27 protein-coding genes, 1 pseudogene and 1 CRISPR repeat array (1 of these 29 cut by a window edge) are annotated in these 25,355 nt (G+C 72.7%); of the genes and pseudogenes, 4 read left to right on the plus strand and 24 right to left on the minus strand.

Translation table 11 applies throughout. The features are described from left to right. Positions 1-597: a CRISPR direct-repeat array (repeat unit 29 nt; unit sequence GTGCTCTCCGCGCGAGCGGAGGTGACCCG); it begins 407 nt to the left of the window's first position. 44 nt (positions 598-641) lie between these two features. From LZF96_RS16410 to LZF96_RS16420, 3 genes are read right to left on the minus strand one after another with little or no spacing between them, the layout of a single operon-like run. Further along, the gene (locus tag LZF96_RS16410) at positions 642-1,754 is read right to left on the minus strand and encodes a DnaB-like helicase N-terminal domain-containing protein (RefSeq protein WP_233872517.1); all 1,113 of its coding nucleotides are present in this window, start codon (positions 1,752-1,754) and stop codon (positions 642-644) included. Continuing rightward, complete coding sequence (locus LZF96_RS16415; protein ID WP_233872730.1) at positions 1,754-2,818, minus strand: DNA cytosine methyltransferase; 1,065 nt, start codon at positions 2,816-2,818, stop codon at positions 1,754-1,756. Before LZF96_RS16415 ends, LZF96_RS16410 begins: the two co-directional genes overlap by 1 nt. Further along, positions 2,815-3,174, minus strand: coding sequence for a hypothetical protein (locus LZF96_RS16420; RefSeq protein WP_233872520.1), 360 nt, complete (start codon positions 3,172-3,174; stop codon positions 2,815-2,817). The genes LZF96_RS16415 and LZF96_RS16420 overlap by 4 nt, the downstream gene beginning before the upstream one ends. A gap of 180 nt (positions 3,175-3,354) precedes the next feature. Between LZF96_RS16420 and LZF96_RS16425 the strand changes: the two genes are divergently transcribed. Further along, positions 3,355-3,903: a DUF4262 domain-containing protein gene (locus LZF96_RS16425; RefSeq protein ID WP_233872523.1), complete on the plus strand. Its 549-nt coding sequence runs from the start codon at positions 3,355-3,357 to the stop codon at positions 3,901-3,903. A 490-nt stretch (positions 3,904-4,393) separates the two neighbouring features. On the opposite strand, the gene LZF96_RS16430 is transcribed toward LZF96_RS16425, so the two are convergent. The 4 genes from LZF96_RS16430 to LZF96_RS16445 all read right to left on the minus strand — a co-directional run bounded on the left by LZF96_RS16430 (position 4,394) and on the right by LZF96_RS16445 (position 8,409). Further along, a complete protein-coding gene (locus tag LZF96_RS16430) occupies positions 4,394-6,193 on the minus strand; it encodes a TraM recognition domain-containing protein (protein WP_374203258.1) in 1,800 nt (599 codons plus the stop codon). 136 nt (positions 6,194-6,329) lie between these two features. Beyond that, a complete protein-coding gene (locus tag LZF96_RS16435; RefSeq protein WP_308294219.1) occupies positions 6,330-7,145 on the minus strand; it encodes a DUF317 domain-containing protein in 816 nt (271 codons plus the stop codon). Between the two features lie 49 nt (positions 7,146-7,194). Continuing rightward, positions 7,195-7,584, minus strand: coding sequence for a hypothetical protein (locus tag LZF96_RS16440; RefSeq protein ID WP_233872528.1), 390 nt, complete (start codon positions 7,582-7,584; stop codon positions 7,195-7,197). 75 nt (positions 7,585-7,659) lie between these two features. Beyond that, complete coding sequence (locus LZF96_RS16445) at positions 7,660-8,409, minus strand: hypothetical protein (protein ID WP_233872531.1); 750 nt, start codon at positions 8,407-8,409, stop codon at positions 7,660-7,662. A gap of 275 nt (positions 8,410-8,684) precedes the next feature. Between LZF96_RS16445 and LZF96_RS27065 the strand changes: the two genes are divergently transcribed. Then, complete coding sequence (locus LZF96_RS27065) at positions 8,685-8,858, plus strand: hypothetical protein (protein WP_308294220.1); 174 nt, start codon at positions 8,685-8,687, stop codon at positions 8,856-8,858. Next, positions 8,852-9,109 carry a GNAT family N-acetyltransferase gene (locus tag LZF96_RS27070; protein ID WP_308294221.1) on the plus strand — a complete coding sequence of 86 codons (258 nt, stop codon included), beginning with the start codon at positions 8,852-8,854 and terminating at the stop codon, positions 9,107-9,109. The genes LZF96_RS27065 and LZF96_RS27070 overlap by 7 nt, the downstream gene beginning before the upstream one ends. Before the next feature lie 61 nt (positions 9,110-9,170). Here LZF96_RS27070 and LZF96_RS16455 read toward each other — a convergent pair. The 17 genes and pseudogenes from LZF96_RS16455 to LZF96_RS16535 all read right to left on the minus strand — a co-directional run bounded on the left by LZF96_RS16455 (position 9,171) and on the right by LZF96_RS16535 (position 24,040). Beyond that, positions 9,171-9,591: pseudogene (locus LZF96_RS16455) on the minus strand (hypothetical protein). A gap of 119 nt (positions 9,592-9,710) precedes the next feature. Beyond that, positions 9,711-10,208, minus strand: coding sequence for a hypothetical protein (locus LZF96_RS16460; protein WP_233872534.1), 498 nt, complete (start codon positions 10,206-10,208; stop codon positions 9,711-9,713). Positions 10,209-10,360: 152 nt separating this feature from the next. Further along, positions 10,361-11,452 carry a hypothetical protein gene (locus LZF96_RS16465; RefSeq protein ID WP_233872537.1) on the minus strand — a complete coding sequence of 364 codons (1,092 nt, stop codon included), beginning with the start codon at positions 11,450-11,452 and terminating at the stop codon, positions 10,361-10,363. A 188-nt stretch (positions 11,453-11,640) separates the two neighbouring features. Further along, the gene (locus LZF96_RS26615; protein ID WP_267940990.1) at positions 11,641-12,756 is read right to left on the minus strand and encodes a GNAT family N-acetyltransferase; all 1,116 of its coding nucleotides are present in this window, start codon (positions 12,754-12,756) and stop codon (positions 11,641-11,643) included. Continuing rightward, positions 12,753-13,286 (minus strand): hypothetical protein, encoded by a 534-nt coding sequence (locus tag LZF96_RS16475; RefSeq protein ID WP_233872540.1) that lies wholly within the window; start codon positions 13,284-13,286, stop codon positions 12,753-12,755. The genes LZF96_RS26615 and LZF96_RS16475 overlap by 4 nt, the downstream gene beginning before the upstream one ends. Beyond that, positions 13,214-13,990: an ATP-grasp domain-containing protein gene (locus LZF96_RS16480; protein WP_233872542.1), complete on the minus strand. Its 777-nt coding sequence runs from the start codon at positions 13,988-13,990 to the stop codon at positions 13,214-13,216. The genes LZF96_RS16475 and LZF96_RS16480 overlap by 73 nt, the downstream gene beginning before the upstream one ends. An 11-nt stretch (positions 13,991-14,001) precedes the next feature. Beyond that, complete coding sequence (locus LZF96_RS16485) at positions 14,002-15,252, minus strand: MFS transporter (protein ID WP_233872545.1); 1,251 nt, start codon at positions 15,250-15,252, stop codon at positions 14,002-14,004. Between the two features lie 86 nt (positions 15,253-15,338). After that, positions 15,339-16,010 (minus strand): hypothetical protein, encoded by a 672-nt coding sequence (locus LZF96_RS16490; RefSeq protein WP_233872548.1) that lies wholly within the window; start codon positions 16,008-16,010, stop codon positions 15,339-15,341. Next, positions 16,007-16,165, minus strand: a complete 159-nt coding sequence (locus LZF96_RS16495; RefSeq protein WP_233872551.1) for a hypothetical protein — start codon at positions 16,163-16,165, stop codon at positions 16,007-16,009. Before LZF96_RS16495 ends, LZF96_RS16490 begins: the two co-directional genes overlap by 4 nt. Before the next feature lie 204 nt (positions 16,166-16,369). Beyond that, positions 16,370-16,714, minus strand: coding sequence for a hypothetical protein (locus tag LZF96_RS16500; RefSeq protein ID WP_233872554.1), 345 nt, complete (start codon positions 16,712-16,714; stop codon positions 16,370-16,372). 104 nt (positions 16,715-16,818) lie between these two features. Further along, positions 16,819-18,324: a VirB4 family type IV secretion system protein gene (locus LZF96_RS16505; RefSeq protein ID WP_233872557.1), complete on the minus strand. Its 1,506-nt coding sequence runs from the start codon at positions 18,322-18,324 to the stop codon at positions 16,819-16,821. Between the two features lie 37 nt (positions 18,325-18,361). Continuing rightward, the gene (locus LZF96_RS16510; RefSeq protein WP_233872560.1) at positions 18,362-18,844 is read right to left on the minus strand and encodes a DUF6238 family protein; all 483 of its coding nucleotides are present in this window, start codon (positions 18,842-18,844) and stop codon (positions 18,362-18,364) included. 35 nt (positions 18,845-18,879) lie between these two features. Then, positions 18,880-20,352 carry an SCO6880 family protein gene (locus LZF96_RS16515; protein WP_233872563.1) on the minus strand — a complete coding sequence of 491 codons (1,473 nt, stop codon included), beginning with the start codon at positions 20,350-20,352 and terminating at the stop codon, positions 18,880-18,882. Positions 20,353-20,433: 81 nt separating this feature from the next. Continuing rightward, positions 20,434-21,813, minus strand: a complete 1,380-nt coding sequence (locus LZF96_RS16520; protein WP_233872566.1) for an ATP-binding protein — start codon at positions 21,811-21,813, stop codon at positions 20,434-20,436. A gap of 35 nt (positions 21,814-21,848) precedes the next feature. Then, complete coding sequence (locus tag LZF96_RS16525) at positions 21,849-22,544, minus strand: hypothetical protein (RefSeq protein WP_233872569.1); 696 nt, start codon at positions 22,542-22,544, stop codon at positions 21,849-21,851. After that, positions 22,544-22,852 carry a DUF6112 family protein gene (locus LZF96_RS16530; RefSeq protein ID WP_233872572.1) on the minus strand — a complete coding sequence of 103 codons (309 nt, stop codon included), beginning with the start codon at positions 22,850-22,852 and terminating at the stop codon, positions 22,544-22,546. Before LZF96_RS16530 ends, LZF96_RS16525 begins: the two co-directional genes overlap by 1 nt. Positions 22,853-22,927: 75 nt before the next feature. Next, positions 22,928-24,040, minus strand: coding sequence for a C40 family peptidase (locus LZF96_RS16535; protein WP_233872575.1), 1,113 nt, complete (start codon positions 24,038-24,040; stop codon positions 22,928-22,930). A 474-nt stretch (positions 24,041-24,514) separates the two neighbouring features. Here LZF96_RS16535 and LZF96_RS16540 point away from each other — a divergent pair, with 474 nt between their 5' ends. Continuing rightward, positions 24,515-25,270, plus strand: a complete 756-nt coding sequence (locus LZF96_RS16540; protein ID WP_233872578.1) for a site-specific DNA-methyltransferase — start codon at positions 24,515-24,517, stop codon at positions 25,268-25,270. Positions 25,271-25,355 lie beyond the last annotated feature (85 nt).

A 25,355-nucleotide genomic window follows, 5' to 3' on the forward strand; every position in this document is an offset into this window, starting at 1 on the left:
GGAACCGCATCGTGGTCCAGTGCTCTCCGCGCGAGCGGAGGTGCCCCGACCGTTAACCCGGCCGTGCAGTGATGTTCCGTGTGCTCTCCGCGCGAGCGGAGGTGACCCGTTCCGGCGGCCCACCTGCGCCGACTGCGGCAGGTACTCTCCGCGCGAGCGGAGGTGACCCGCGGCGCGCTCCTCGGCTGCAATCCGCCGCTGCGTGCTCTCCGCGCGAGCGGAGGTGACCCGCACAAGAAGCGCACGCCGAGCCCGGTGCGGATGTGCTCTCCGCGCGAGCGGAGGTGACCCGCTTCAGGTCCATGCAGCCGTCAAGGACGCGATGTGCTCTCCGCGCGAGCGGAGGTGACCCGTGGGTCGAGGCCCGGAACTGGGAGCACCGGGCGTGCTCTCCGCGCGAGCGGAGGTGACCCGCACCCCGCGATCGACGGCGCCCGCCTCAAGTGGTGCTCTCCGCGCGAGCGGAGGTGACCCGGCCCTCACGGACCTTCGGACCCAGCGGGACGAGTGCTCTCCGCGCGAGCGGAGGTGACCCGGTGCTCGGCGCCGGCATCGACGACGCGAACTTGTGCTCTCCGCGCGAGCGGAGGTGACCCGGTTGATGTCCATTCCGGCGCTGTTGTCAGCCTGATGCCCGGTCATCAACGAGGGATACGGACGGTGGTGGGTGGCGTGGTGCATGGTGGGCCTGCGCGAGGCGGAGCGGGTGCTCGGGTGGGCCGGCTGGGTGGGGTCAACGGTGAGGTGGCGTGGTTCCAGCGGACACGCAGTGAGTTGAAGTTGGTCAGGGAGTGACGGCTGGCGAGGAGGAGGTGGTGTGGGTTGATCGCGGGGTTCTTGGTGTGTGCCTCGATGTGGCGGCCGGTGTGGTGGGCTGCCGTCAGGAGGGCGCGTTGAAGGATGCGTCGGCCCCAGTGGGAGGGGGAGCCGACCGGTTCGGTGAGGAGGCCGAGGATTTCGGTTGGTTCGATGTCGGATGTGAGCAGACCACCTTGTTGTGCTTCCCACAGGACGGTGACGGGGTCGATGGGGGAGTGCCTGCGGGCCATGGTGGTCAGGCATCGCCACAGTCCGGCGTGGAGGGGGAGGGTGAAGTCATCGGGGGTCAGCCATCGCATGCGTTCGGCTTCAGCGGGGTGCGCGGTGGTTGTGGCGAGCAGTAGGAGTTCCTCTTCCACGGCCTCCTGGTGGGCCGGGTTCCGATCCGTGGGGGGCGGGGTCGGGATGGGGTGGGGGGAGTCGGGTCGGGGGGGGAAGCGGGCGGAGAGTTCCTCGATCAGGGTGGTGAGGGTGTCGGCTTCGGTGAGGGTGGCGTGGACGGGGTCGGGGAGGGTGGGGTCGGTGGCGGTGTGGGCGAGGCGTTGGGCTTGGGCGCGCAGGGTGCGGCGGGCGTGTTCGGTCTGCACGATCCGCGCATAGGCGGGGGCGTGGCGCGGTTGGGGGCAGGCACGGACCAGGCCGTGGAGGTGGGAGGCGGTCAGGCCGCGGGCTTGTCGGCGGGCGGTGGCCAGCACCCGGTCCAGCCAGGTGGTGGTGCGGGCATGCCGGGCGGGGTCGGGGGCTGGTAGGGAGCGGATCGCGGTGAACAGGGCGCGGTGCTCGGCGGTGGAGAACGCCTCCGGAACAAGGTGAGCGGCTTCCTGCAGGCGCCGGGGCTCCAGGAGGAGGGCGCCGAGCAGGGCCCGCTCGGCGTGGTACACCGGCGGTGCGGGATCGACGTCATCGAGGTCGTCGTCATCGGGGGTGTGGGGCATCAGGCGGCCAAGGTGAAGTCATCGGGCTCGAAGCCGACGCCGAGGTGCGGCGCGAGCAGGTGGGCGGCGAGCAGCGGAGGGACGGCGTTGCCGATCTGGGAGAACTGCCGGCCCTTGTTCCCGGCCCAGGGGTAGTCGGCGGGGAAGGTCTGCAGCACCCCCGCTTCACGGGCGTTGATCCGCATCGGCTCCGGCAGCATGGGTGGCCTCGCCACCGCGGAGGTGGTGGGGAGGGGTTCGGCGATCCAGAGGCATTCATTGGCCCGGTTGCCGAAGAACAGCGTTCCGGCCGGCTCGGACAGCGGCCGGACGGTGGCGTTGGCCTGGTTGTTGGTACGCAGGCACCACGCCCAGCCCTCCCCTTCCGCTGGCGGCGCGGCGGCCGGTGCTCCCGACGTGCCGAGGACAGCGGCCATGGAGACCCACCGGGCACGGCCGGGCCCGAACAACGACGGTGGTTCGGCCTCCCGGGCGTGGGTCGGCACGGGTGGCCGGGCGGGTCGGATCCGGGAGGCGAGGAGGATGGCCCGCCGCCGGGTCTGCGGCACCCCGTAGTCGGCGGCGTTCAACACCCCCGCCCACACCGAGAATCCCCATGACCGGAGGATGGCCGCGTACTGCCTCCACAGCGGCAGCACCTGCGGCACCTCCTCCATGACCACCCACTGCGGCTCCGCGACACTGTTCAGGGCATGGAGGTAGCGCATCGGCTCCGCCGCCAGCAGCGAGCGTTCGTCCCGGCACGCGGCACGCAGGCCTTCGCGGGTGTCCAGGCCGGCGGCCAGGTCGGCGACCGCCCGGTGCACCAACGGCTGATCCACCCACCCCAGACGCTTACCGGCCGAGGACCACGCCTGGCACGGTGGGCTCGCGATCAACCCCCGGGTGCGGCCGACCCACGGCCACGTCGGATATCTCGCCACGTCCGTCCGGATGGTGACCTGTCCGGCCGCGGCCCGGGTGGCGCAGGCCCATGCGTCCCACTCCAGCCCCACCTCCCGCACGCCGAGGACCGAGAGCGCGTGACTCCACCCACCCGGGCCCGCGAACAGATCCAGAATCAGGAGGCCAACCCGAAATCGTCCCGCGTCGGCGCGCCGCCCTCGCCCCGGCACGCCCACGGAGAACATCCGTCGAGCACCCCGTCCTCCATCTCCTCCGCCTCCGCCGCACCACCGCGCAGGGCGGCACGCTCGGCGGCGGTGACATGGTCGATCGGCGCCCGGTCCAGCGGTACGCGCGGGCGGTGGAGAAAGGCTTGGCCGAGTAGTCGGTTGTCGGTGGCATTCGTGTGGGTGGTGTCCTTGCGGATGGCGGCATCGAACTCCATGAGGTTCGGCCCTTCCTCGGGGCTGCTGTCCTGGGCGTGGGGTGGCGGGGAGTTGTGGTACAGGGAGAAGTTGGGCGAGGGGTGATCCACGGGGCGGTCTTTCTACGGAGGGAGAGGTCGGGATTCAGGGCAGTGGGTGGGCTTGAGCGGGGGGCCAGTGGGGATGGACGGTGCGGAAGCGCCCCTTGCCTCCCTCGACAAGACCTTCGGTGGGAGGGGCGGGGAACCCCGCTGGCGTCTCCTGCGGGCGACAGCCGTAGCCTCGGAACCATGTCCCGGACTTCCTTCGAGTGCCGCTGCGTTCTGTGCCACGACTACGGCGGTCGTGGGGAGGCGGACGAACTCCACCTGAAAGTCCTGGAGAACGTACGCCGGTACGGCTGGCACGTGATGATGGTGGCGGGGGACGAGGTCGTTCCCGGCTTCGCCTACACGATCGGTCTGGCCCACACCCACGGCGTTCCCGAGTTCGCCGTGTTCGGGCTCGATCTCCCCACCATGCACCGGATGGTGAACATGTTGGGAGACAGGGCCGTGGAGGGCGCCGGGTTCGGGGACGAGGAGGAGCGACGGGAGGTGGTGGAAGGCCATCGACTCGTGTTCAAGAGCGCCGACCTGCGGTGGTACCGGACCTTCTTCGGGAGGGCTATCGGCTTCTATCGACGTCCTCCCATCCCTCTGCTGCAGGTGACGTGGGCCGATCCGGCCGGCCTTTTCCCCTGGGAGGAACAGGCTTCCCCTCAGCATCGGGAGTCACAGCCTCGGCTGTGGCTGCCACCGGAGGATCACCCCTCGGGGGTGTGGACCACGGAAATGTGAACCCACCGAGCCGCGAGGAGAGAGGTCTCCATGGCCGCCGATGACGGTGCGGGACCGGCGAGCTCTTCGGAGATGATCCGTCAGTCCCGTTGGAGTCCCGGAGCGGGGCTATCCGTGAGCGGATACAGCCGCTTCCGCTCGGTCCCGGCGCCGAGCCGGTCACGGTCGTGGGAGTTGATCCTCCGACTCCTGAACGGCGAAACCGCTGCCGACGTATGGGCTCAGCTGCCGGAAACCGGGAGCCGTGGCTCCTCGACCGGCTGCTCCGGGGAACGCCGAGTTGACGGCCCGAGAACCGCCGAGGGCGGTCCGCACGATTGGCAGGGCTGCTCTGTCATCGGGGCGCTGGGCTCCGCCGTTCCGTCGTTGTCGGTCTCGGCGTCGAGGGGCGTGGGTTTCTTCGGGCTGTGGGTGTGATGGGTACATGGGGGTGAAGAGCGGCCTTGCACCTTTCCCGGGGCGGGTCGGCACGGGGGCGGGCACAGCTCTCTCACGCCGCCGGTCCGTAGTCCTCGCGGCGGGGGGTGGCCTTGGCGATGGCGCGGGTGGTGATGGCCTTGGAGGCGCGGGCGGAGGCGGCGGAGAGTTCCTCGGCTCCGGGTTCGGCGTACCAGGGGCGCAGGTCGAGCATGGCGGCGCGCAGGCCGGTGGCGAAACACAGGGCGGTGCCCTTGGGCAGGGCGCGGATGGCGTCGGCGGGCAGGATCCGCTCCTGGCGCATGGACACGGAGCTCGACCTGCCGGACTCGGAGTGGGAGGTGGAGGTGGTCTCCACGTCGTGGTCGCCTATGAGGCGGGAGAGTTTGTCGGCGAAGTCGGGGTCGTCGATGCCCGCCCCGATGACCTTGATGGTGGAGGCGGACCACATGGCGTCCATCCCGGCGTCTCCCCAGACCTTCTGGCCCTGGCGGTAGGACTGCAGGATGGTGATCGGGATGATGCCCCGGCTGCCGAGGTGGGAGTACAGGTCCGGCAGGTCGCTGATCTTGCAGACGTTGGCGGCCTCGTCCAGGATCGCCAGCATCGGCGGGTCCAGGCGCCCGCCGGCGCGCTCGGCCTGTGCGGTCGCGGCCTGCATGACGGAGTCCGCGCAGGCGGCGATCAGCGCGCTCGCGCCGCCTCCGCCGTCCTTGGACAGCAGGTAGAGGGTGTCGGTGGAGGTGACGAAGTCGGCTGGCCGGAACTCGGGGACGTCGCTTTGCGGGGTGACCCAGGCGGCGATCTCGTTGTTCAGCAGGGCGGCGGCGTACTGGCGGGCGGTTTCGTAGATGCCGTCGCGGGTCTCGGGCGGGCCCTCGACGGTTCCCTTGAGTTGGGCGGCGACAGCGGTGAAGTCGTGGTCGCGCAGGATGTCCAGCGGGGTGCGGTCGGCGGGGAAGGCCAGCCACCGCATCACATCGGTGATGGGGCGGGCGTCGAGGGCCGCGGCGAGGAAGAGTTGGGAGAGGATGTTGGATCCGGCCTTGGACCAGAAGTCGCCCTGCTGGTTCGCGTCCACCGAGGCGGCCAGGAAGTGCCCGGCGAGCCGACCGGCGCCGTCCAGGGTTCTGGCGTCGGCCAGGGGGTTCCACCACATCCGGCGGTCCGCGTGCGCGATCTGCTGCGGATCCATCGACCACACCCTCCCCACCCGGGCCCTCGCGTCGATGGTCGCGGTGTAGGCGTCGCCCGCCGCCTTGTTCGAGGTGAGCAGGACCGGGCCGGGCGCGTTGAGGATCGAGGGGATGGCCAGGGAGGTGGTCTTCCCGGAGCGCGGGGCCATGATCGCGACGGCGACGTCCTCGTAACCCATGCGGACCTCGTGGCGGGTTCCCTGGAGGTTGCCCAACAGCACGCCGGTGTCCTCGGGCGCGATGCGCTTGGCCGTCTTCAGGCTCGGCCGCAGGGAGCGGGCCTTGGCGGTGATCGATGTGGCTGTCAGGGGCTCGATGTCCCTCGGCTTGGCCATGCCGGTGATCTTCTTCCTGCGTCCGCCCCCGTTGGCGGTGTGGCGGGACCACAGGACGGCGGCCGTGGCACCGAGCGCGAGGAGGACGGTGATCGGGATGACGCGGGTGCCGATCAGCAAGGGGACTTCCCCGACCCCGGACCAGAGCCGTTCGGGGTGCAGCAGCGCGTCGGTGGGCTGGTAGGGAGCCCATGCGTCGGTATCGGTGAGGTGGGCGGTGAGGTTGCCGCCCAGCCAGGCCAGGTGGGACAGCGGCACGGCGATCATCATGGCGACGAGCAGGACGCGGAAGGCGATGTCATAACCGTCACCGGAGGTCGAGGGGCGGGCGGGAGAGGACAAGGAAACCCGCTTCCGGGAAAGGAGAGGGGAAGGAGAGTGGTGGGTGCCGGTCGGGGAGGGGAACGCCCCCTGTGCTGGAGAGGGGGCGACAAGGGGCGACCCCCTCTCCCGGAACCGCCCCGCGTGCCCGGCACCGTCAGTGCCGGGAGACGCCGAGCGGGGACGGGCGGGACACAGGGGCCGGGCTCGTTCGAGGGCCGGGCCCGGGGCGTCGGGCGACACGGGCCCGGGTGCGGAGGGCTCGGATGCGTTGGGTGTGGGCGTCGACCACCTGCTGGGGGGACAGCGCGCTGGGCTCCTGTGTCACGCCGGGGTGGGCGGTGCGCTCGTGCATGCCCCGCTGCACCGGGGCGGGGTCGGCCAGGGCGGTGACGAAGGCCTGCACCAGATGCTCGGGGGCCCGGGCCCCGAACATGGCGTGCCACAACCGGGGCCCTTGGGGCCCGCGGTAGGGATCGTGGGCACGCACGTACCAGGCCGTGGTGCTGTTCGCTTCACGGAGCCGTTCGATACGGCATGCCCTGTCGGGGGAGTTGGCCACACCGCGCGCATCGATGACCCACCCCGCGTCCCTCACCGCCGTCAGGGGGTCCTGCGGTTCGCTCGGCGAGGGGAGAACGAGGGACTCCGCGACAGCGGCGAGAATCTCGGCGGGAACGAGTTCACCGAATTCGGCGTACCAGCCCGGCTCGGTGTCGGTTGACTGCGCCCGCAGTCGCCACCAGGCGCTGGTGGAGGACCGGGGCTCGAACTGCAGGCTGTGCCGGTGGTCCGGGCTGCTGAGCACGATCTCCGAACCCAGCGGATCGGAGACGGGAGTCCAACCGGCCGCGGCCAGGACGTGGGTGAAGCGCCGGTCGTCCCCCGGACCGGCCAGATGGCGCGGGGAGGTGTCGAAAGGGACGCGCCACAGATGGGTGTCGGCGAAGGCGGCGAGCTGCCGCTCGGTCACGGGCACCGGCGACTCCCCTTCCGCTCGCTTCGGGCCCTGCGTCGGGTGTTCACCGGCGCCTCCTGACGAGCATGTCGCAGGCCACGGGCTTCGCCGGCGGGGCGCCCGGGCCGGTGGGAGGCTCCGCGAGGCGTCGCAGGTCGGGGAGATGCTCGTCTAGGTCCAAGCCCACGTCGTGCAGCTGGTTGCAGGCGCGTCCCAAAGCGAGCGGGACCTCCGGTGGCAGGGCACCGGTGCGGGCGTGGTGACGGGTGAAGTACGAGCCGGTGGCGAGCAGTTCGGTCATCCGGCCCAAGGCTCCCCGATCGCCGTCCAGGACGGTGCCCAGAACGCGGGCGACCCGGTGCGGCGGGGCGTGGGTGAGGCGGTCGTTCAGCCGGCCGAGACGTTGGGCGATGTCCTCGGCGAGGGCGAGCGCATCGCCGGTGGGGTCGGTCATGGGCCTCCCGGTTTTCGGAACAGCGGTGGGCGGGGTGGTGGGTGGGGTGCGACCGGTCGCAGGGTTGGGGGTGCTTCATCGCCCCCTGGCGCTCGGGGTCCCGGGGCCGACCGGGGCCGGTGCGGGAGCGGGCGGGAGGGTGGAAGGAGGCATCCGGCCCGGAGGGTGCTGCAACGCCGTGGCGATGCCCAGCGCTTCGAGCCGGGCTCCCAGCGCCCGCACGGCGCGGGCCTGCACGGCGGTGTCGTCGCCGCTCAGACGGTGGATGCCGCTTTCCTCACGGACGAACCCGTGCGCGGTCAGGATGTCGGCGGCTTCCTCGGTGGCGGGGAAGGCTGCGAGGCCGCCGTCGGGCTGCCAGGTCAACACCACCCGGTCCGGTCGGGACGGACGGACTCCTGCGGCGTGGTGGCGAACCCGGACGAGGGCGGTTTCGACGCGGGGCAACAGGTCACCGGCCACCAACTCGGCGCTGCGGAACGGGTCGTCTCCCACGGCGATGCCGTCCGGTTCGCGGACACCCCGGAACGCCTCGGGGGGAAGGTCGTCGGGTGCCACGGCGGCGACGAGGAAACCGTCGTGCCCGGGGTGGTCGAGGATGGCCAGCCGGGCCCCGTCCGTCCGGGTGAGGACGACCGCCTGCCGCAGCGGATGACCGGCCAGGGACTCGGCGACGAGATCCAGGTCCCAGACCCGGTCGGTCAGTTCGGCCAGGTCGTCCTTGTCCTCGGGACGATGGTGCGCGCGGGTCCAGGTACCCGGCAGTTCACCGGCCAGGACATCGGCGAATGAGGCGAGGTGCTCGGAGTTCTCGTGATCGTGCATGTCTTCCTTGATCGGGTGGAGGGGCACCGGCCCGGGCCGGGGGAGCCGGGAGGAGGGGGGACGGCACATGGTGAGGAGGTGGCGACCACACCGGACGACGAAGTGATGGGGCTGGTGGCGGGACCGAGCGGTCGGGTGCTGTCCGGCTGGAGGAGAGGTGCCGGGCCTCCGCCGAAGGCAGGGGGGCGACCATCGCCCTGGCTGTCGGAACCCGCGGGGAGCGGCTGTGCGAGGGAGCCGGCGAGCGTCGATGGGCTCCCGACAGGGAGGTCCGGGTGCAGGCCGTCCGGGAAGCGGATCAGGAGCTTGTCGATGCCTTCGGCGGGCTGCTGCCGCAGCTGTTCTCGACGGTCGAGCCGTTGGACCGGGAGGCCATCGACCGGATGGTGAGCTGCGAGGCCACCACGGTGCCGGGCGCCCGAACCCCTGAGGCGATCAGCGGGTGCTGACCCTGGTGCTGTTGCCACTGCCCTCCGGCCTGCGGGCCCGGGGGGAGGGTGTGATGGTGGACGGCACGGGGCGAGGACGGGGAGCGGCCGGTCTCCTCACCGCGGAGGCACCGCGGATCGCCCGGGAGACGGGAGCCCGGACGGTTGATCTCACCTCACGCCCCGACCGGGAGGCGGCGAACCGGTTGTACGAACGTCTCGGTTTCCGGTCCCGGCGGTCAACCGTCCATCGCTTCCCGGGCGGTGGCTGATCCCACCGGGCCGTAACCGGCTTTCCGCTGCTGCGGGACGGACACGGTCACGGGGCGCAGATCATCGAGGACCCCGGGCGTCGGCGATGTGCACGAGCTGCCCGAGGGCGGTGGTGGTGTACCAGCCGCAGTCGATCAGGGCGTTGTAGCCGGCGTATCTAGGCAGGAAGCGCTTTTCCAGGGCGCCCAGGTGGAGCAGGCAGTCGGGGCAGCGGCGCGAGAGGTGCACCAGGTAGCGGGGGTGGCCGGTGACGTAGGTCCGGGCCCCACCGGTGGCGTCCCGCAGCCGCCACCCGTCCTCATCGGTGGGGGTGTGCCAGGAGGGGGCCACGACGCGCATGGCGTCCCCCCCACAGCTCGGCGCCCGCGACTCCCTTGATGACGACGACCCGGTCCCCGGCCTCGAAGTGGGAGTGGGTGATGTCCCGGGCGGGGGTGAGCGGATCGGGTGTCGGGGCGAAGGCCGGGGTGCTCGGGGGCAGACGGGCATCGGTCACCGAAGGTCCTTCCAGGGGGAGCGACGGAGCGGTGGGAGGATCAATGGTCCGGACGATCGCCGGTTGGCCAAACCGGCGATCCCCGGCTATGTTGCGGCCCGTTATCACCAGTGGGGATTCTCGGTTCCGCGGTCAGAATCGTCGGCGGCGTCGAGGAGTTCCGGCAGGTCACAGCCTTCCGCCTCCCGCTGGTCGATCCACCACCCGGCTCGGGCGATCGCACGCGCCCGCTCCTCCAGGGCCGCCCACTCGCCCTCGTCCCCGGTGCTCTCGACGACCAGCGCGGTGTGCGCGGCCACCATCAACCGGTGACGGCAGCGCTCACCCCAGTCGAGGATGTTCTGGGGGCCCTCCAGCGCCGGCATGTGGAAACGGGAGGCCCATTCATCGGCGGCCTGCCGTTCCTCGGCGCGCTTGGCGGCGAGCCACTGTTCTTTGGAGAGGGTGTCGGCCTCGCGAGCGGCTTTCCAACAGTCGGTGCAGTCCCTGGCCGCGAGCCAGCGGGCGAAGCCGGCCCGCCTGTCGGCGGGGCGGTGGGCCAGGTCGTGGACGGCCTCGTGACCGCAGTCGTGCGTGATCGTCCACCGGGTGCGGACAGCCATGAAGCGCTCCTTGAAGAGATGGCGATGGAAGAACGGCCTGTCGGACGGGGTCCTGTGGTGCCGGTGCTGCCGTGATCCGTCGCGGGTGATCACGGCCGGCGCACCGGGAAAGGGGCCGGGGGCGCGCCGGGTGTGTGGGGAGGTGCCCGGATTCACCGGCGGGGCGTGTGACGCCCCGGTGGGTGTGGCCGGGCCGGCGGGGCGAGGGCCGGGGTGTCGGGGCGGGTGGGAGGAGCCGCCGCACGGGCCCGGCGCAGGAACGTTTCGCCGTGGGTGAGCCATGTCTCGATGGCCGACCGGAGCGGCGCATCGGGTCCCGGCGACCCCGAAGAGGCGCCCCCGTCCAGGCTCTCCACGTCAACGAGGGCGTCGATCAGCTGGGCGAGGACACGGTTATCCGGAGAGCCCTCGGGTGCCGAGGAGCGGCATCGGTCCAGGAGAGGGGGAGCATGCCGCAGGACGGAGCGGAACTCCTCCCACACCCGGCCCGGGAGCCTCGCGGTCGCCTCTTCCGGGACCGGTGCCCCGATGTCGTCGCGCTCAGGGGCCGTGCCGGTGCTCCGGTCGTCGTGCCGGGCGCGGATGCGGTCGAGCGACTCCGCGACGCATGCCAGCCGCCGGTCGTGAACGGCGCGCCGGTAGGCGGGTAGGTAGTGATCCGTGATGGCCCGGGCCGCCGCAGCGGCCGACCCCGGGACGGCGATGCCGCGTGGGGCGTGCCGGTCTCCGTGTCCCTCCTCGAAGAAGTCGGGGGAGAGGGCGCCGAGCAGATAACCGGCCTGTCGGTCGGGGTGCTCGATGAGCAGCAGGGTCGTTTCGGAGGCCGTGTCGGTGAGGGCGGCTGCGCAGGGGACGCGCTCGTGCCGGACGACTCGGGCGAGTTCGCCGCTGTCCCACAGCCACGGCACCAGATCCCCCTGCCAGTGGGGGTTGGAGTAGATCTCGACGCGGGCTTTCCATCCTCCGGGCAGACGAGCCGCGATGTCTTCGGCAATGTCGCCGATGAACTGCCGGCTGCCGGTGGTCACCTCGGCACGGTAGAACTTCGCGAGACGGACCAGCGAGGCCACATGGGCTCGGGCAAGGTCCGGTTCCCCGTTCGGTAGGTGGTGCACTCCGCTCTCGTCCTCGCGGAATCCGCAGGAGGTGAGCAATTGGTGCGCGGCCTTGTACCTCGCCCCGTGGGCGATGGCGACGATCCCCTTGCCGCGGCTGTAGGTGAGGAGGATCTGCGGGTCACTCAAGACGCGCCACCGAACCGGGAGCCGGAGGGCCGGAAGGTGGGTCCGTGCTTCGGAGCGGTGGAGCCTGCCCGGGCACACGGCTTGTGCGGAGCCATCGGGTCGTGGTGCCGGGGCAGCCGGAGGAAGGACCGAGGGGGTCCACGATCGGCGGGGTCAGGGAAGGGCTCCTTTCCGGACGGGGAGGCGGCTCACCAGGGGGTGCCCGGGGGCAGGTGGGGCAGGGCCTGTTCGCCCAGTCGCCGGGCGAGGTCGCCCAACGCGGTGGTGGTCGCGGTATCGGGGCGGGGGAGGAGCACGACGGTGCGCAGCGGCTGGGGCCGGCAGCCGACTCTGAGCTTGGCGGCGTAGTTGGCGCGGCCCAGGTCGAGGGTGTGCGCTCCCCGGTCGATGGCCCAGTGGGCGGATTCGGCCAGCAGCCACTTGTACACGCGGCGCGCGGCCGGGTGTCGGTAGTCGATACCGCAGGCCCACAGGTACAGGCAGCGGCGGTGGAGCCAGCCGTAGAAGCCACCGACCAGCCGGTTCCCGTCCCGGGCGGCCAGCAGGACGGCGCCGGGCACATCGGTGAGGTGCTCGAACATCTCCGGCCCGTACAGGCGGGTGCCGTGCCGGTCGGCGGTGCCGTTGGCCAGCTGGGTGAAGAGCGGCAGGTGGGGGAGGGCGGCGGCGCCGGTGTACGGGGCGAGGGTCAGCCCGGCGTCGGTGCCGCGGCGCCAGGTGCGGCGGGCGTCGCCGCGGTACTTCTGCGGGATCCCGGCCCACCACCGGTCCGCGTCCGCGCCGAGGGAACGGGTGAACGCGACATCGGTGCCCAGGTCGAGTGCGGTGACGCCGGCGGGCGCGGCGGCGGTGAGGGCGGTGGCCTGGCCGGGGGTGAGACCGGGGTGGACGACGGCGCGGGCGCCCAGGCTCCGGGCGAGGCGGAGTCCGGCTGCGGTGGTGGCGGCGGAAAGGGCTGCGGTGGCGGTGCCCGCGCCGCCGTACTCGGCGTGGGGGCTGCCGGCGTAGAGCACCGGGCCGGGCCACACGGGCGGGCTGCCGGCGTCGGTCTCCAACCGCGACCAGTAGGGGCTGCCCCGGCCGGGGACCAGGTGGAAGGAGACGGTCTCGCCGATGCCCCGGGCGGGGTCGTGGAGGTGGACGTGGCGGTGGGCGAGGACCTGTTCGGTGCGCACGTGCTGCCATGCCCTGGCCCATGCCCGGGTGCGGGAGGGGTGCAGGGCCTCCAGGGTGTCCGGTGGGGCCTGGTCGACCTCGTCGTACCAGGTGGCGCTCGCCCGGGGTTCGGCGGTCGTGGTGGTCATCGGCCGCTCCGGGTGGGGGTGATGCCGGCGCGCACGGAGCCGGCGGCCCGGTCGAGACGCGCGCGGCACAGCTCGGGGGTGGGGGCGGTGGCCACGACGTGGGCCAGGCGCGAGTGCAGGCCGTCGCCCGGCGGTGGGCTCACCTCGTCGCCCGGCGTCCTGGTCGCCACCGCGCGCTCGCACCAGGCCACCTCTCCCAGCCGGGGGTCGATGTCCAGGCGGGTGAGGCGACCGGCCGTCGGGGGGTAGAGGAAGCGGACGCCGGCGCTGATATCGCGGGTGGGGGTCAGGTCGGGGGACAGCCCGGTACTCAGGTCAGCGGCGGCTGCGACGACGTCGACGCCGGTGGCCAGGTGGACCAGGTGGGGGATGAGGTCTCCGCCCGGTCGGGGGTTGATCTCGATGACGCGCGGTCCGCCGGGGGTCAGGCGCAGTTCGATGTGGGAGACGCCGTGGGTCAGGCCCACCGCGTCCAGGGCGGCGAGCGCCACACGGACGGCGGGCTCCCGGGGGTCCGGCAGGCCGTGCACCAGATGCCGGTCTCCTCGAAGTACGGCTCCGCGCCGAGGGACTTGTGGGTCAGGGCGAGGACGTGGTGGCGGCCGTGGTCGGAGGCGATCTCGACGGAGACCTCGGGGCCGGAGAGGTAGGACTCCACCAGCAGCCCGGCGTCTTCCCGCCCCCGGGCGGCGGCTTCGGCGGCGAAGGCGTGGGCGGCGGCCAGGTCGCGGGCGGTGTCCACCTTCCGCACGCCGAAGGATCCACCGGCCGCGGCGGGCTTGAGGACCACGGGGAACCCGATCCTCCGAGCGGCTTCCCCGGCCTGCTCCACGGTGTTCACCCGGGCCCAGGGCGTGGAGGGCACCTGTCGGGCGTCGAAGCGTGCGCGGGCCGCGGCCTTGTCGCGGCAGGTGGCGACCGCCTCGGGACGGGGGCCCGGCAGCCCGAGGTCACGGGCGGCCTCGGCGGATCCCACGGTGGCGAACTCGTCCCAGGTCAACACCCCGTCCACCGGATGCCGGCGGGCCAGTGCGCGGGCGGCGGCACGCACCCGGGTGGGATCGTGCGGGTCGGCGGCCTCGTGGTCCACGATCCGGGAGGAGGGCCGGGCGGGGGCGGTGTGGTCGATCAGGGCCACGCGGTGGCGGGAGGTGAGGGCGTCGAGGGCGTAACCGCGGTAGACGGGGTCGCCACGGCCCACGAGAATGATCAGCTTCCGGTCGCTGTCGTGCACGGGATTTTCCTTCACGGAGTCGGGGAGAGCGGGACGGCGGTCAGGGAGTGCCGGTGACGGCGCAGGCCGAACGCGGCGGTCACGGTGATGGCGGTGTGCAGCAGGGCCACGGCGATCAGCAGCGCGGGAAGTCCGGCCCGGGGAGCGGCGGCCAGCAGCACTCCGCCCACCGGCATGGGGGCCAGCAGTACCAGCGCCATCACGGCCACCGTGGAGCCGAAGACGTGCTGGGGGATCAGCCGGGCCCGGGTGGTGCGCAGGGCGACCAGGGCGGCGCCCTCGGCCGCCGCGAGCAGCGCCATCGCCGCGACGAACTGCGCGTAGGTTCCCGCCAGCGCGGCGCCGACGCCGGCCACGGCGGCGGTGAGGGAGGCGCTCAGGGCGATGGCCGGCACCCCGACCCGGCCCAACCGGCGGGCGCACAGCAGAGCGGCGAGCAGGGAGGCGGCGGCACCGATGCTCCACACCGCGCCGGTGGCCGCGGCCGAGCGGCCGTAGGAGGAGACGATCACGGGGACGGCCGCCTGGAGCAACCCGGTCAGCAGGTTCATGGTGACCAGCCCGGCGAGCAACCAGCACAGGGCAGGGGCCGACCGCAGCGCCCGGGCGCCGGCGCGCAGTCCCCGCGACCGCCGCCTGTCCCGCCCTTCCACCTCGGCGGGGTGCGGTATCCGCACCATCGCCACCAGCAGGGCGGTGATCAGCGACAGCGCCAGGGCGGCACTCAGACCGACCTGCCCACCGACCACCAGCAGCACCCCGCCCACCAGGGGGCCGACCATGGCGCACGCCTGGTCGATGGCGGTCTGCACGCCCTGGAACCGGGCCTGGTCCCGATGCCCCCGGCCGACCGCCGCGCCGAGCGTCTCGGTGGCCAGATAGGCGACCTTCGCCAGGAAGCCGCAGGCCACTCCCAGCACGACGATCGCGGGCGCCCCGGCACCGGCGGCCAGTGCCGCCATTCCCCCGGCGAGCAGGATCGCGCGGGCCAGGGCGACGGCGAGCAGGACGACGCGCGGACGCAGCCGATCGACGAGTGGACCGCCGAGGCCGATGGCCACGATGCGCGGGATCCACTCGGCGGCGAACGCCACACCCGCCCAGGTGGCGGAGCCGGTCAACTGGTAGACCAGCACGGGCACCAGGTAGTCCACGATCGAGGTGGTCAGCCGGTCCCCGGCGCGCAGGGCGTGCACACGCCGGACCAGTTCCGGTGGCGCGGACGGGGTGATGGGGGGCGTCGACGACGCGACAGCGGGCATGGCTCCTCGAAGGCGGTGGGATGGAGCGTGAAGGACTTGCCCGACGGCGACACGGGCCCGGGCGGGGAGATGGGAGGTGGGGCGGTTCAGCGCCCGCCGGGGCGGGGGCTCGGCGGTTGCGCCGGGACCGGGAGGGTCGGGGGAACCGGTGTCGCGACGGCCGGTCGGGTCGTCCCGGGGGCCGGGGAGGGCCGGGCGCTGCGGGTGTAAAGCCAGGTCAACCCGTGGAGGTGACGGCGTTGCTCGCGGTGTCGAACAGCGAGTGTGTTCACCCGCGCGGCGTTGTGGAGGATGTCCCCGTTTCCGAGGACGGTGACCTCAAGCCTGCCGTCCACCAGCCGGGCCAAGGCCTCGCGCAGACGCTCGGCTTCCTCCAGGAGCAGGTGGTCGGTGGTGTCGAGGTCGTCGGCGGCCGAAATGACCATGCGGGCGATCTTGCGAAGCGGGTCGTGCGTCTCGTGACGCGTCACCAACTCATCGATCGAGAAACCGAGTTGTTTCTCGACCACGGTTGATCCGGCCGATGGTTCCGAGGTCTTCCGTGAAGGGGTGGGCACGTGGTCCTTTCCGGGTGGGGGAGGAGATGGTGGGCGCCACGCCCGGGGAGCGTCGGAGAAACGTGTCCGTGGGTCCCGGTCCCAGTCCACGACCCGGCCCCGGGCGGGGCCGTGGCCGGTGAGGTGGATGACCTCGATGCCGGTGGGCCGAAGGACATAGGCCCAGCTCAGGTCTCCGTCGAAGGCGTTGCTCTCGTTCACCGGCGTCCCTGCCTCCGGTCGGCCGGAAGCGGCTCGCGGAGAGGGCGCCAGGGGTGCTCCGGGGTGGGGGGGTACACGGCGGTGAGGGCGGTGCGCAGGGAATCCGGCGTGCCTTCCAGGAGGTCGTTGCCCAGGGTTTCCCAGCCGGTGCGCACATCGTCGATCAGGTATCGGGCCAGGGCTTCGGTGTCCCCGCCGAAGCGGTACCGACGGGCGGCCAGGAGCAGGGGCAGGTGATGGCCGGGGAAGCCGTCGTAGTGGACGTAGGTGCCGGAGAAGCCGTTCGGGGTGGGGCGGGCGATGCAGGAGCGGGTGGCCAGGGTCGTCTCCCGGGCTGTCGGCCGGTTGTGGGGCCGGGGTCAGCGGGTGCGGCCGGGGGTGGTGGAGGGCGGAGGGGGCGGGGGAGTGCCGGGGAGGCGACGCGAGGGGCCGGCCGTGCGGGGCGGCGGTGCGAGCGCGTGCATGCGGAGGGGTACGCCGTGCAGGTCCTCGGCGATGTCGCGCAGGGAGGCCGCCGCATGGTCGAGGTCGTCGCGCAGGTCGAAGCCGTCATCGGTCTCGGTTTCCCGGGCCTTCTCGGCGGCTGCCTCGAAGAAGTCCGCGAGCCGTTCGAGGAGACCCTCGGTGGGGTGGAGGACGGGCTCGGTGAGCGCGGCGGCTTCCTCGACGCTGCGGGCGGCGTTGAGTCGGTCGGTCAGCTCCATGACGGCCCGGCCGTGGAGGTGGCGGCCTTCGAGGTCGCTCGGGGGCGGTGCGAGGGGAGAGGCCGGTGGCGTGTGGTGGGTGCAGCTCAGGGGTTCCTCCGGGGTCAGTGCATGCGGGCGTCGGTGTCGAAGAGGGACAGTTCGTGGGGGTGGAGGAGGTGTTGGACGACGAAGGAGCGTCCGGCGACCTTCCACAGTCCGCGCCCGCGGTTGAGGTGGGAGATGGCCTCGGTCTCCACCGAGGTGAGGCCCAGCAGCGAGGCGGCGGTGTGGATCTGGTCGGTCTCCTGCCGGTAGATGATGCGGGTGGAGCAGTCGGCCAGGAGTCCTTCGGCCAGGGCCCGGCCGCGGGAGCCCGCGTCGCCGGCGGTGAGCAGGTCGGACAGCCGGTGGATGACCATGAGGTTGGCGATGCCCAGGCCGCGGGAGAGTTTCCACTGCGCCTGCATGCGGGCCAGCAGGCCGGGGTGGCGCATCAGGCGCCAGGCCTCGTCGTAGACGATCCAGCGCCGGCCGCCGCGCGGGTCGGTGAGGGCCGATTCCATCCAGGCCGAGGCGCAGGTCATGGCGAGGACCAGGGCGGTGTCGTCGCCGGAGCCGCCCAGCCGGGAGAGGTCGATGGTGAGCATCGGGCTGTTCGGGTCGAAGGCCACGGTGCTGGGCGCGTCGAACATGCCGGCCAGGTCGCCGTGGACCAGGCGCCGCATGGCGTGGGCGAGGTCGCGGGCGGCGTCCCCGAGCCGACCGGACATGAGGCCTGCGGCCTCGTCGAGCCGGTCGGGGTTGTTGAGGGCGGAGGCGATGTCCCCGAGCAGCGGTGTCCGGGCCGAGCCGGCCGCTCGGGCGACGACGGTGTCGAGGGCGACATCGAGAGCGGTGTGCTCCATCGGCAGCAGGTCCCTGCCGAGCACGGTGCGGGCCAGGGAGCCGAGCAGGAGCAACCGGCGCTTGCGGACCTCCCCGGCCCAGTCGCTCTCGGCCACGGAGGCGGGGCGCGGTGCGGCGTCCAGCGGGTTCAGCCGGCCGGGAAGGCCGGGGCCCAGCGCGACGGATGTGCCGCCGAGCGCGCCGGCCACGGGGGTCCACTCGCCCTTGGGGTCGCAGGGCACGTAGACGCGGTATCCGAAGGCGACGGAGCGCAGCGCGAAGGACTTCGCGAGGGCGCTCTTGCCCTGCCCGATCACCCCAGCCAGCAGCACGTTCGGGTTGGTGAAGCCCTCGACCCTTCCGTACAGGGCGAAGGGGTCGAAGCAGAAACTGGCCTCGGCGTGGACGTCCCGTCCGATGTAGACCCCCTCGGCTCCCAGCCCGCCCTCGGCGAGGAAGGGGTAGGCACCGGCGGCGATGGCGGTGGTCATGCGGTGGGCGGGCAGCTTGAGCCGGTTCCCGCGGGCCGAGGCGGGGCCGGGGCGCCCACCGGCCGGGTAGAGGGGAGCCGACTCGACGGGTTCCCCGGGGGCCGTGTCGGGGGAGGGGGCGCCGGTTTCCGCGCGGGCTTTGGCGGTGGCCTCGGTCAACCGGCGGCGTGCGGCCCTGCGTTCGGCGCGATCGGTGCCGTGTGGGGTGAACAGGGGGGAGACGGAGGCGCGGCGCGCGGCGCGGGGGGTCATCGTGGAGGGGGCCTTCGCGGGGGAGCGGGCGGGTTCTTCAGGTGACGCAGTGGGTGGTGTGGCCGTGCGGCGGGCCCTTGAGGTCGGTGGGGGTGGTCCGGCGGCGGACGGCGTGGCCGGAGGCGAGGTGACGCCGGCAGATCGTCATCAGCGGCGGCCCCTCGGGCAGCAGGTCGGGGTGACACTCCTCCTCATCGGTGTTCCGGTACGGCGCCGGGAGAAGGTGGAAGGCCTCGTGGAGGGCCCCGGCGGTCTGCCACAGCCGGGTGCGGGCGATCGCCAGATGACGGCCCGCGGCCGGGTACGGGGGGCGGGTCGACTCGGTGAGGTGATCGAGGAGCCGGTGCAGGGCGGTGAGGTGGGCGTGCAGGACGTCCAGGTGAACGCGGTCCACCGCCTCCCGCGGCCGGGCGGTCCGCTCGGTGAGGGAGCGGGTGTGGTGGCGCACTCCGGCACTCGCGGCCCGCAGGTAGGGGTGCGCGTCGTTCGGATGAGAGGGCAAACGGTCCTGCCTTTCCAAGGGGGTTTCCTTCCCGCCCCCGGGCGGGGGCGGGGTCACAGGGCGATGCGGGCCAACGGCAGGGCGCCGAGGAGGAAGGCGTCGGGCTGCTGGTAGTTGAGCCGGCGCAGGTCCACGCCCGCGGTGACCGCGGCGGTCTCGATCTGCGCGCAGGCGGCGTCGAGGAGGGCGTCGGTGTCGGCGGTGACGGTGACCAGACCGGTCAGCGCGACATCGGCGTGGCCGGCGATGAGTTGACGCTCGCGGGCCTTGACGTCGGCGTACTCGACGGAGTCCTCCTCGCTGTCGACCTGACCGCGGCGGGCGCGTTCGTTGGCGTCGGCGATGATCGCGGCCTTCTTCCGCTGGACGTCCCGCAGCGCCGCCTCCAGGCTCTGCGGCACGTACAGCAACGAGAGGCTGCGCCGAACCCCCGCGCTGAACATGAGCCCGTGCAGGAAACCGGCGCCCATCTCGGTGCGGGGCCAGTTCTCCACCCAGTAGGTGGCGTGGCGGGCGGTGTCGGTGGCCAGGCGGTCGTACTCCTCGACCTGGAGCACCGGTCCGGCCGCCGCCGGATCGGCCTCGGCCCGGCCGCTCGCGGACCACTGTTGGAGGGCGGCCAGGGAACGCGGATCGTAGGCGGTGCGCACGAGCGCCGCGATCTCGCGGGCGGTCAGCCATCCGGTGACCACCAGTCCGGCGTCGCGCGCGGCCTGGGCGACGGAGGCGGTGGTCTGCGCCATGACGGTGAAGGCGCCCGGAAGTCCGCCGCCGGCCTGGGAGATGAGCCGTTTGGCGGCCCTGAGATCCAGGGAGATCGCCAGGTAGGTCTCGTGGGGAGCGGCGGCGGGCCCGGCGGAGGCGACCAGTTCGGAGTAGACCTGTCCGGCGACCGGTGCCTGTGGCCGGCCGTGTCGGGCCCAGTGCCGGGTGAGGCCGTCGCCGGAGTCGGGGACGGTGCGTTCCAGGACCTGGACGCAGGCGACGTGTCCGGTGCGGGCGGCACCGGCCAGCGCGCGCCCCCAGCCGTTGACGTTGGTGTTCTGGGTGGCCGGGTCGAGCAGCGCGAACGCGCGGGAGGAGACGCGGGCGACGGCGGTCAGGGTCCGCCGGTGCGGGTCGTGCAGGGCCGCCGCGGCGTTGGTGGAGTCGCCGGGGGTGACGACCTTCAGGGAGGCCGCGGTGCCGGGCAGGTGCAGTGCGCCGTCCCGGCGCGGGCGGGTGACCGGTCGGCCGAGCCACAGGGTGTGACCGGTACGGCGCCGGTAGGCGTACCGGGTGACGATCGGCGCCCATTCGATCAGGGATCGGCCGTGGCGGCGGATCGCGACCAGGGCGGCGACGACCGCCCACACGGGGGCCAGCGCCAGCGCGCCGAGGAGACCGGCGGAGATCACCGCCACCAGCAGCAGGGCCAACGCGCAGGAGAAGAGGAGGAGTTGGGGGAGGGAGAGGCCGAGGAGGATGCCGCGCCGGGAACGGTGGGGGAACTTCACCGTGACCGGGGCGACGGACAGGTCGGACAAGAGGCTGGTCCAAGGGGGCGCGGGCGGGGCCCGGGGGCGGGGAGAGGGATGGGCATCCCGCCCCCGGGCGCACGGGGTGCGTCAGGGGTTGGCCCAGGGCGGCTTGGACGCCGAGGGCGTGGCGGCCCGGGGGCCGGCGGCCGGAGGGGCTCCCTGCGGCGGCGGACTCGTGGTGGGCGGCGGGGACGTGGTCGGGGGTGTGGACTGCCGGACCCCGGTCGGGCCGGGTGCGGGCGCGGGCGTCGGTGCGGTGCCCGATCGGTCGCCGGTGGTCCCGGCAGGGCCGGTGGGCGGTGGAGCCGTCCCCTTCGGCTCCGCCGTGCTGGGGCCGCCGGCGGTTCGACCTCCGCCGTTATCCGAGCCCTTGGTGCTTCCCCCGCCCGTCGGGGTGGGGTTGCCGGCGCCGGGGAGGGGGTTGCCCGTCACCGTGGCCGGACCCTGGGGCGCCGCGCGGGACCCGACGCGGGCACCGCCGGCCAGGGCGGCGGCTCCGCCGGTTCCGGCCGTGCCGGCCATGGCCGCGACCTTGCGTCCGGCGCGCTCGGTGTGCTGCCTGGCCACCCCGGCTCCGGCGCCGGCGGCGCGGTGCAGGGACTCGCCGTCGGAACCCTCGGCCGCCCAGTGGACGAACTTGAAGGTCGCATACGGGCACAGCAGCACCAGGACCATGACGACGATGCCGGCCATGACGTCGGCGAGTGCGGCGACCCCGTCGCCGGGCTCGGTGTCGCCGATGGCGGAGACACCGAGGAGGAAGACGATCGTCATGAGGAGCTTGGAGACCACCAGGGTGGCGGTGGCCTCGATCCATCCCCTGCGCCAGCGGCGGGCGGCCTCCCAGCCCCCACCTGCCCCGGCGAAGACCGCGAGGGTGACGAGCACGAGGATGCCGACCTTGCGGACCATCATCACGCACCAGTAGAGGAATGCGCCGATGGCGCATCCCAGGGCCGCGATGGTGGGCACCAGCCAGCCCAAACCGCCCAGGGCCCCGATGTGGGAGAGCTTGACGAGGCGTCGGACGGCGTCCTCGAAGCTGCTGTTGGCGGCCATGAACAGGCCGTCGGACAGGGCGTCGACGACCTCGATCGCCACGGTGGTCAGGGCGATGGCGCAGAAGGCGAACAGCACGCCGCTCGCCGTGCCGGTGAAGGCCCGGGTGAGGGCCTGACCGTCGCGGAGGAACGCCGCTCGAACGAGCTGGGCGCAGAAGGTGCCGACGAGGACGACCAGCCCGATCGGCAGGATCATCTCGTAGTTGTCGCGGAACCAGCCGGCGTTCAGATCCACCCGGGTGGTGGTGTTGACCGCCTCGGCGGCGAGTTCGGCGGCTGCCGCCGCCAGCTCACCGGCCGATTTGGCCATCCAGTTGCCGATCGCCTCGCCGGGGTTGGCGATGAAGTCGGCCGCGTCGCTGATCGAGCACAGGGCGCCCGCCAGCGGAAGGTCGCAGAATTCCATGGGTAAAGAGGCAGTCCTTCTCCGGTCGGATCCGGTCAGGGCGCCACGTGGGGCGCGACGGCGACCAGGGAGCAGGCCCGGGCGGGGCGGCACTGCACGGCCAGGGTGATGGAGCGGTCCTCCGCGCCGCTCCCGCCATTGGCCCATGTGATCCGCTGGGTGCCGGTGACGGTGACGGCGTAGATGTACGCCTTGGTGATCGCGGCCGGGTCCTCGGCCAGGGCCTGCCGGAACGCCGAGGGGTAGTGCCCGGTAGCCGCGTCGGCGGTGGCGTGCTGCCCCTGGTCGGCCATCCGCGACCACAGGGTCGGATCGGGGACCCGGGCGGAGACCGAGGACCAGTCGCGGTACCGCGACTCGGTGGTCATCCACGCCTCCACACCGGCCAGGTGGTGCTCGTGGTCGGTGTCGCGGGTGTCGTAGGACCACAGCATCACCGCGGCGGCCTCCGCGAAGGCGACGGGATCGGAGATCTTCGGCGGCGCGGGCACCGGCCCCGCTCCGGGCGTCGGGTCCGTCTCAGCCGGCCCGGCCGGGCCGGTCGAAGGGCTCGGCGGGGCGGCGGCCGAACCGCCGGGCGGGGAGGAGGGCTGTTCCTCGCGACCGGTGATGTGGGCGCTCACCCCGGCGGTGACCAGCAGGCCGGTCAGGACACCGGCGAGCACGAGAGCGCGGCGCCCCGTCGACCAGCCGGTGCGGTGGCCCGGGAGGGGGAGGGATCGCTTCGGCATCACTGGACCTGCGACCCCAGGGCCGAGAAGAAGGCCACGATGCCGTTCGCCGCACCCAGGCCGAGGGCGGCGCCCGCCGCCACGACGGCTCCCTTCTTGCCGTTGGCCTCGGCCTGATGACCACCGCTGTGGTGACCCCATGCCCACACCGCCAGGCTGACGGCGAGTGCGCCGACCACGGCGATGATGCCGAACAGGTTGATCGAGCTGACGACGTTCTTCAGGACGGCCAGGCCCGGTAGGCCGCCCCCGCTGGGGGTGATCCCCGGGTCGAAGGCGATGAGGACGTGTTCGGCGAGAGGACTCATGGCTGCGGCAGGGCTCCTTGCGTACGGGCCGGTGGGTCGGGGCGGGGAGGAGGAAGAGCCGGTCGGGGGCCGGGGTCACAGGACGCGGCGCACGGCGAGCACGTCCCAGTCGGCCAGGGGGGTGATGCGCACGGGCCTTCCGGTGCGCGGGGCCTCGATGACGAGTCCTTCGCCCAGGTACAGGCCGACGTGCTCGGGGCGGGCGGCGGTGCCGCGATTGAAGATCAGGTCGCCGGGTTCCATCGCGCTCGGCGAGACCGCCCGGCCCTCGTTGACCTGCGTGTAGGTGGTGCGGGTCAGTTGGACACCGGCCTTGGCGTACGACTGCTGCACCAAACTGGAGCAGTCGCAGCGCCCCATCGGGTCCGGGCCGTGCGGAGCGGTGCACGATCCGCCCCACTGGTACATCGTTCCGAGCTGGTGCATCGCCCAGGTGATCGCCGTACGGGCCCGTGGGTCGGCGGTCGCCGGGATCCGGTAGCCCTCGGGCACCGCGCCCTCGGGGATGACCCCGAAGCCGGAGCCGTCGGCCGGATCGCAACCGGCGAGCGCACCCCCGCTGCCGACGTCCTCCCCGGAGGTGCCCGGGGCCGTGGTGGGGAAACCGGCGGCGATCACCTGCTGCAGCGCGGTCGCCAACGGTTCCCACTGGGCGTACTCGTCCGGATAAGCCGACCTCTGCACCGCCTGGGCCGCCCGGGTCACACTCATGTGCTCCCAGCCGGGAACATCGAGCAGGGCCCGGTAGAAACGCTCGCTCGCATGAACCGGATCCCGGATCTGCTCGGGAGTCCCCCAGCCCTGCGAAGGGCGTTGCTGGAACAGGCCCAGCGAGTCGCGGTCCCCGTGGTCCAGATTCCGCAACCTGCTCTCCTGCACGGCCGTGGCCAACGCGACGATCTGCCCGCGCCGGGGCACCTGCAGACCGATCCCGGTGGCGACGATGGTCCGGGCGTGCGGGATCTGCTCCCCGGGCAGCTCCAACCCCTCGATCTCGACACCGGAGGCATCGGCTCCGTCGAGAATCGCCGCGACCCGCTCGGCGATCCCGTCGGTGTCCGGGTCGGACAGGCAGCGGCCCACGGAGCCGCCGGCGGCTTCCCCGGCGAGGGCCGTCACCATGGCCGCACCCCCCAGGAGGAAGGGGGAGAGGAGCACCACACCGACACCGGCGGCGATTCCCCTCAACCGATCCCGCCCCCTCGCGTGGTACGGCACGCGGACAACAGGGCGCAACGAGAGGTCACCGAAGTCTCCTTCACGAGCGGATTCCGGCATGCCGCGTACGCCTGCGACGGGTGGAAGGGGCGCGGCGCCGGGAGGGGCGAGCACGAGGTACCGACCCGTGGACGAGTTGCCTCTCGACCCATGGGCGGAAAGAAACCGCCACAACGGAACATCACCGGTGACGGCGTTCCCCGGGCGGTTCCACAACAGTAGATCCGGATCGGCCGCCGACCAAAAAGTCGGCACGGGGGATCGGAATCCGTTCCCCTTCCCGGAGCGTTTTGGTCGGCGGCCGAATCGCCCCTAACGTTGTGGGACTCCCTCGCCCGCCGGCCCCCGGTTTCCCGGACGTGCGCGCCCGATGCCCGGCCCGCTCGGATTGCCCCGGCGAAGGGATGTCCTCTCGAATTCCCCCACCCGAATCGGGGTACCTCTTTGCCTTTTTCCCTGCACCGGGGCGACGCCCTGCGTGTGCTCACCACGCTGCCGGACGGTTGCGTCGACTCCGTGATCACCGACCCGCCCTACAACTCCGGCGGCAGGACCGCCAAGGAACGCACCTCCCGCTCGGCGAAGCAGAAGTACACCTCGGCCGACGCCAAGCACGCCCTGGCCGACTTCACCGGCGAGAACATGGACCAGCGCTCCTACGGGTTCTGGCTCACCCAGCTCATGACCGAGGCCCACCGCCTGACGAAGCCCGGCGGCACCGCGCTGCTGTTCACCGACTGGCGGCAGTTGCCCATCACCACCGACGCGATCCAGGCAGCCGGATGGCTGTGGCGCGGCGTGCTGGCCTGGCACAAACCGCAGGCCAGACCCCAGAAGGGCCGCTTCACGCAGAACTGCGAGTTCGTCGTGTGGGGGTCCAACGGGGCGCTGGACGGTTCCCACAATCCCGTCTACCTGCCCGGCCTGTACTCCGCCTCCCAGCCCTCGGGCTCCAAACGGCGGCACATCACCCAGAAGCCGGTCGAGGTGATGCGCGAGCTGGTCAAGATCAGCCCTCCGGGCGGCACGGTGCTCGACTTCTGCGCCGGCTCCGGCTCCACGGGAGTGGCCGCCCTGCTGGAGGGACGCGACTTCATCGGGGTGGAGAAGACCGAACACTACGCCGCCATCGCGAGGGACCGGCTCACCGAGACCGCTCGGAAGACACTCACCCGCGACGACCTCGTGCTCACGGCCTGACCCACCCGGCTCCCGGGGCTCCGCCCCGAAGCCCCGGTGCGGTCTTCCCCTGTCGGACACCGCTCGAAGGAGACCCCGCCCGTCC

Source organism: Streptomyces sp. ST2-7A (genome assembly GCF_021390475.1).
Lineage (GTDB): Bacteria > Actinomycetota > Actinomycetes > Streptomycetales > Streptomycetaceae > Streptomyces.

Bases quoted from the DNA above. Each gene is read 5' to 3' on its own strand.
- LZF96_RS16520 (WP_233872566.1), bottom strand. From the start codon at position 21,813: ATGGAATTCTGCGACCTTCCGCTGGCGGGCGCCCTGTGCTCGATCAGC.
- LZF96_RS16505 (WP_233872557.1), bottom strand. From the start codon at position 18,324: ATGACCCCCCGCGCCGCGCGCCGCGCCTCCGTCTCCCCCCTGTTCACC.
- LZF96_RS16410 (WP_233872517.1), bottom strand. From the start codon at position 1,754: ATGCCCCACACCCCCGATGACGACGACCTCGATGACGTCGATCCCGCA.
- LZF96_RS16460 (WP_233872534.1), bottom strand. From the start codon at position 10,208: ATGGCTGTCCGCACCCGGTGGACGATCACGCACGACTGCGGTCACGAG.
- LZF96_RS16440 (WP_233872528.1), bottom strand. From the start codon at position 7,584: ATGACCGACCCCACCGGCGATGCGCTCGCCCTCGCCGAGGACATCGCC.
- LZF96_RS16485 (WP_233872545.1), bottom strand. From the start codon at position 15,252: ATGCCCGCTGTCGCGTCGTCGACGCCCCCCATCACCCCGTCCGCGCCA.
- LZF96_RS16425 (WP_233872523.1), top strand. From the start codon at position 3,355: ATGTCCCGGACTTCCTTCGAGTGCCGCTGCGTTCTGTGCCACGACTAC.
- LZF96_RS16525 (WP_233872569.1), bottom strand. From the start codon at position 22,544: ATGCCGAAGCGATCCCTCCCCCTCCCGGGCCACCGCACCGGCTGGTCG.
- LZF96_RS16530 (WP_233872572.1), bottom strand. From the start codon at position 22,852: ATGAGTCCTCTCGCCGAACACGTCCTCATCGCCTTCGACCCGGGGATC.
- LZF96_RS16445 (WP_233872531.1), bottom strand. From the start codon at position 8,409: ATGCACGATCACGAGAACTCCGAGCACCTCGCCTCATTCGCCGATGTC.
- LZF96_RS16500 (WP_233872554.1), bottom strand. From the start codon at position 16,714: ATGGAGCTGACCGACCGACTCAACGCCGCCCGCAGCGTCGAGGAAGCC.
- LZF96_RS26615 (WP_267940990.1), bottom strand. From the start codon at position 12,756: ATGACCACCACGACCGCCGAACCCCGGGCGAGCGCCACCTGGTACGAC.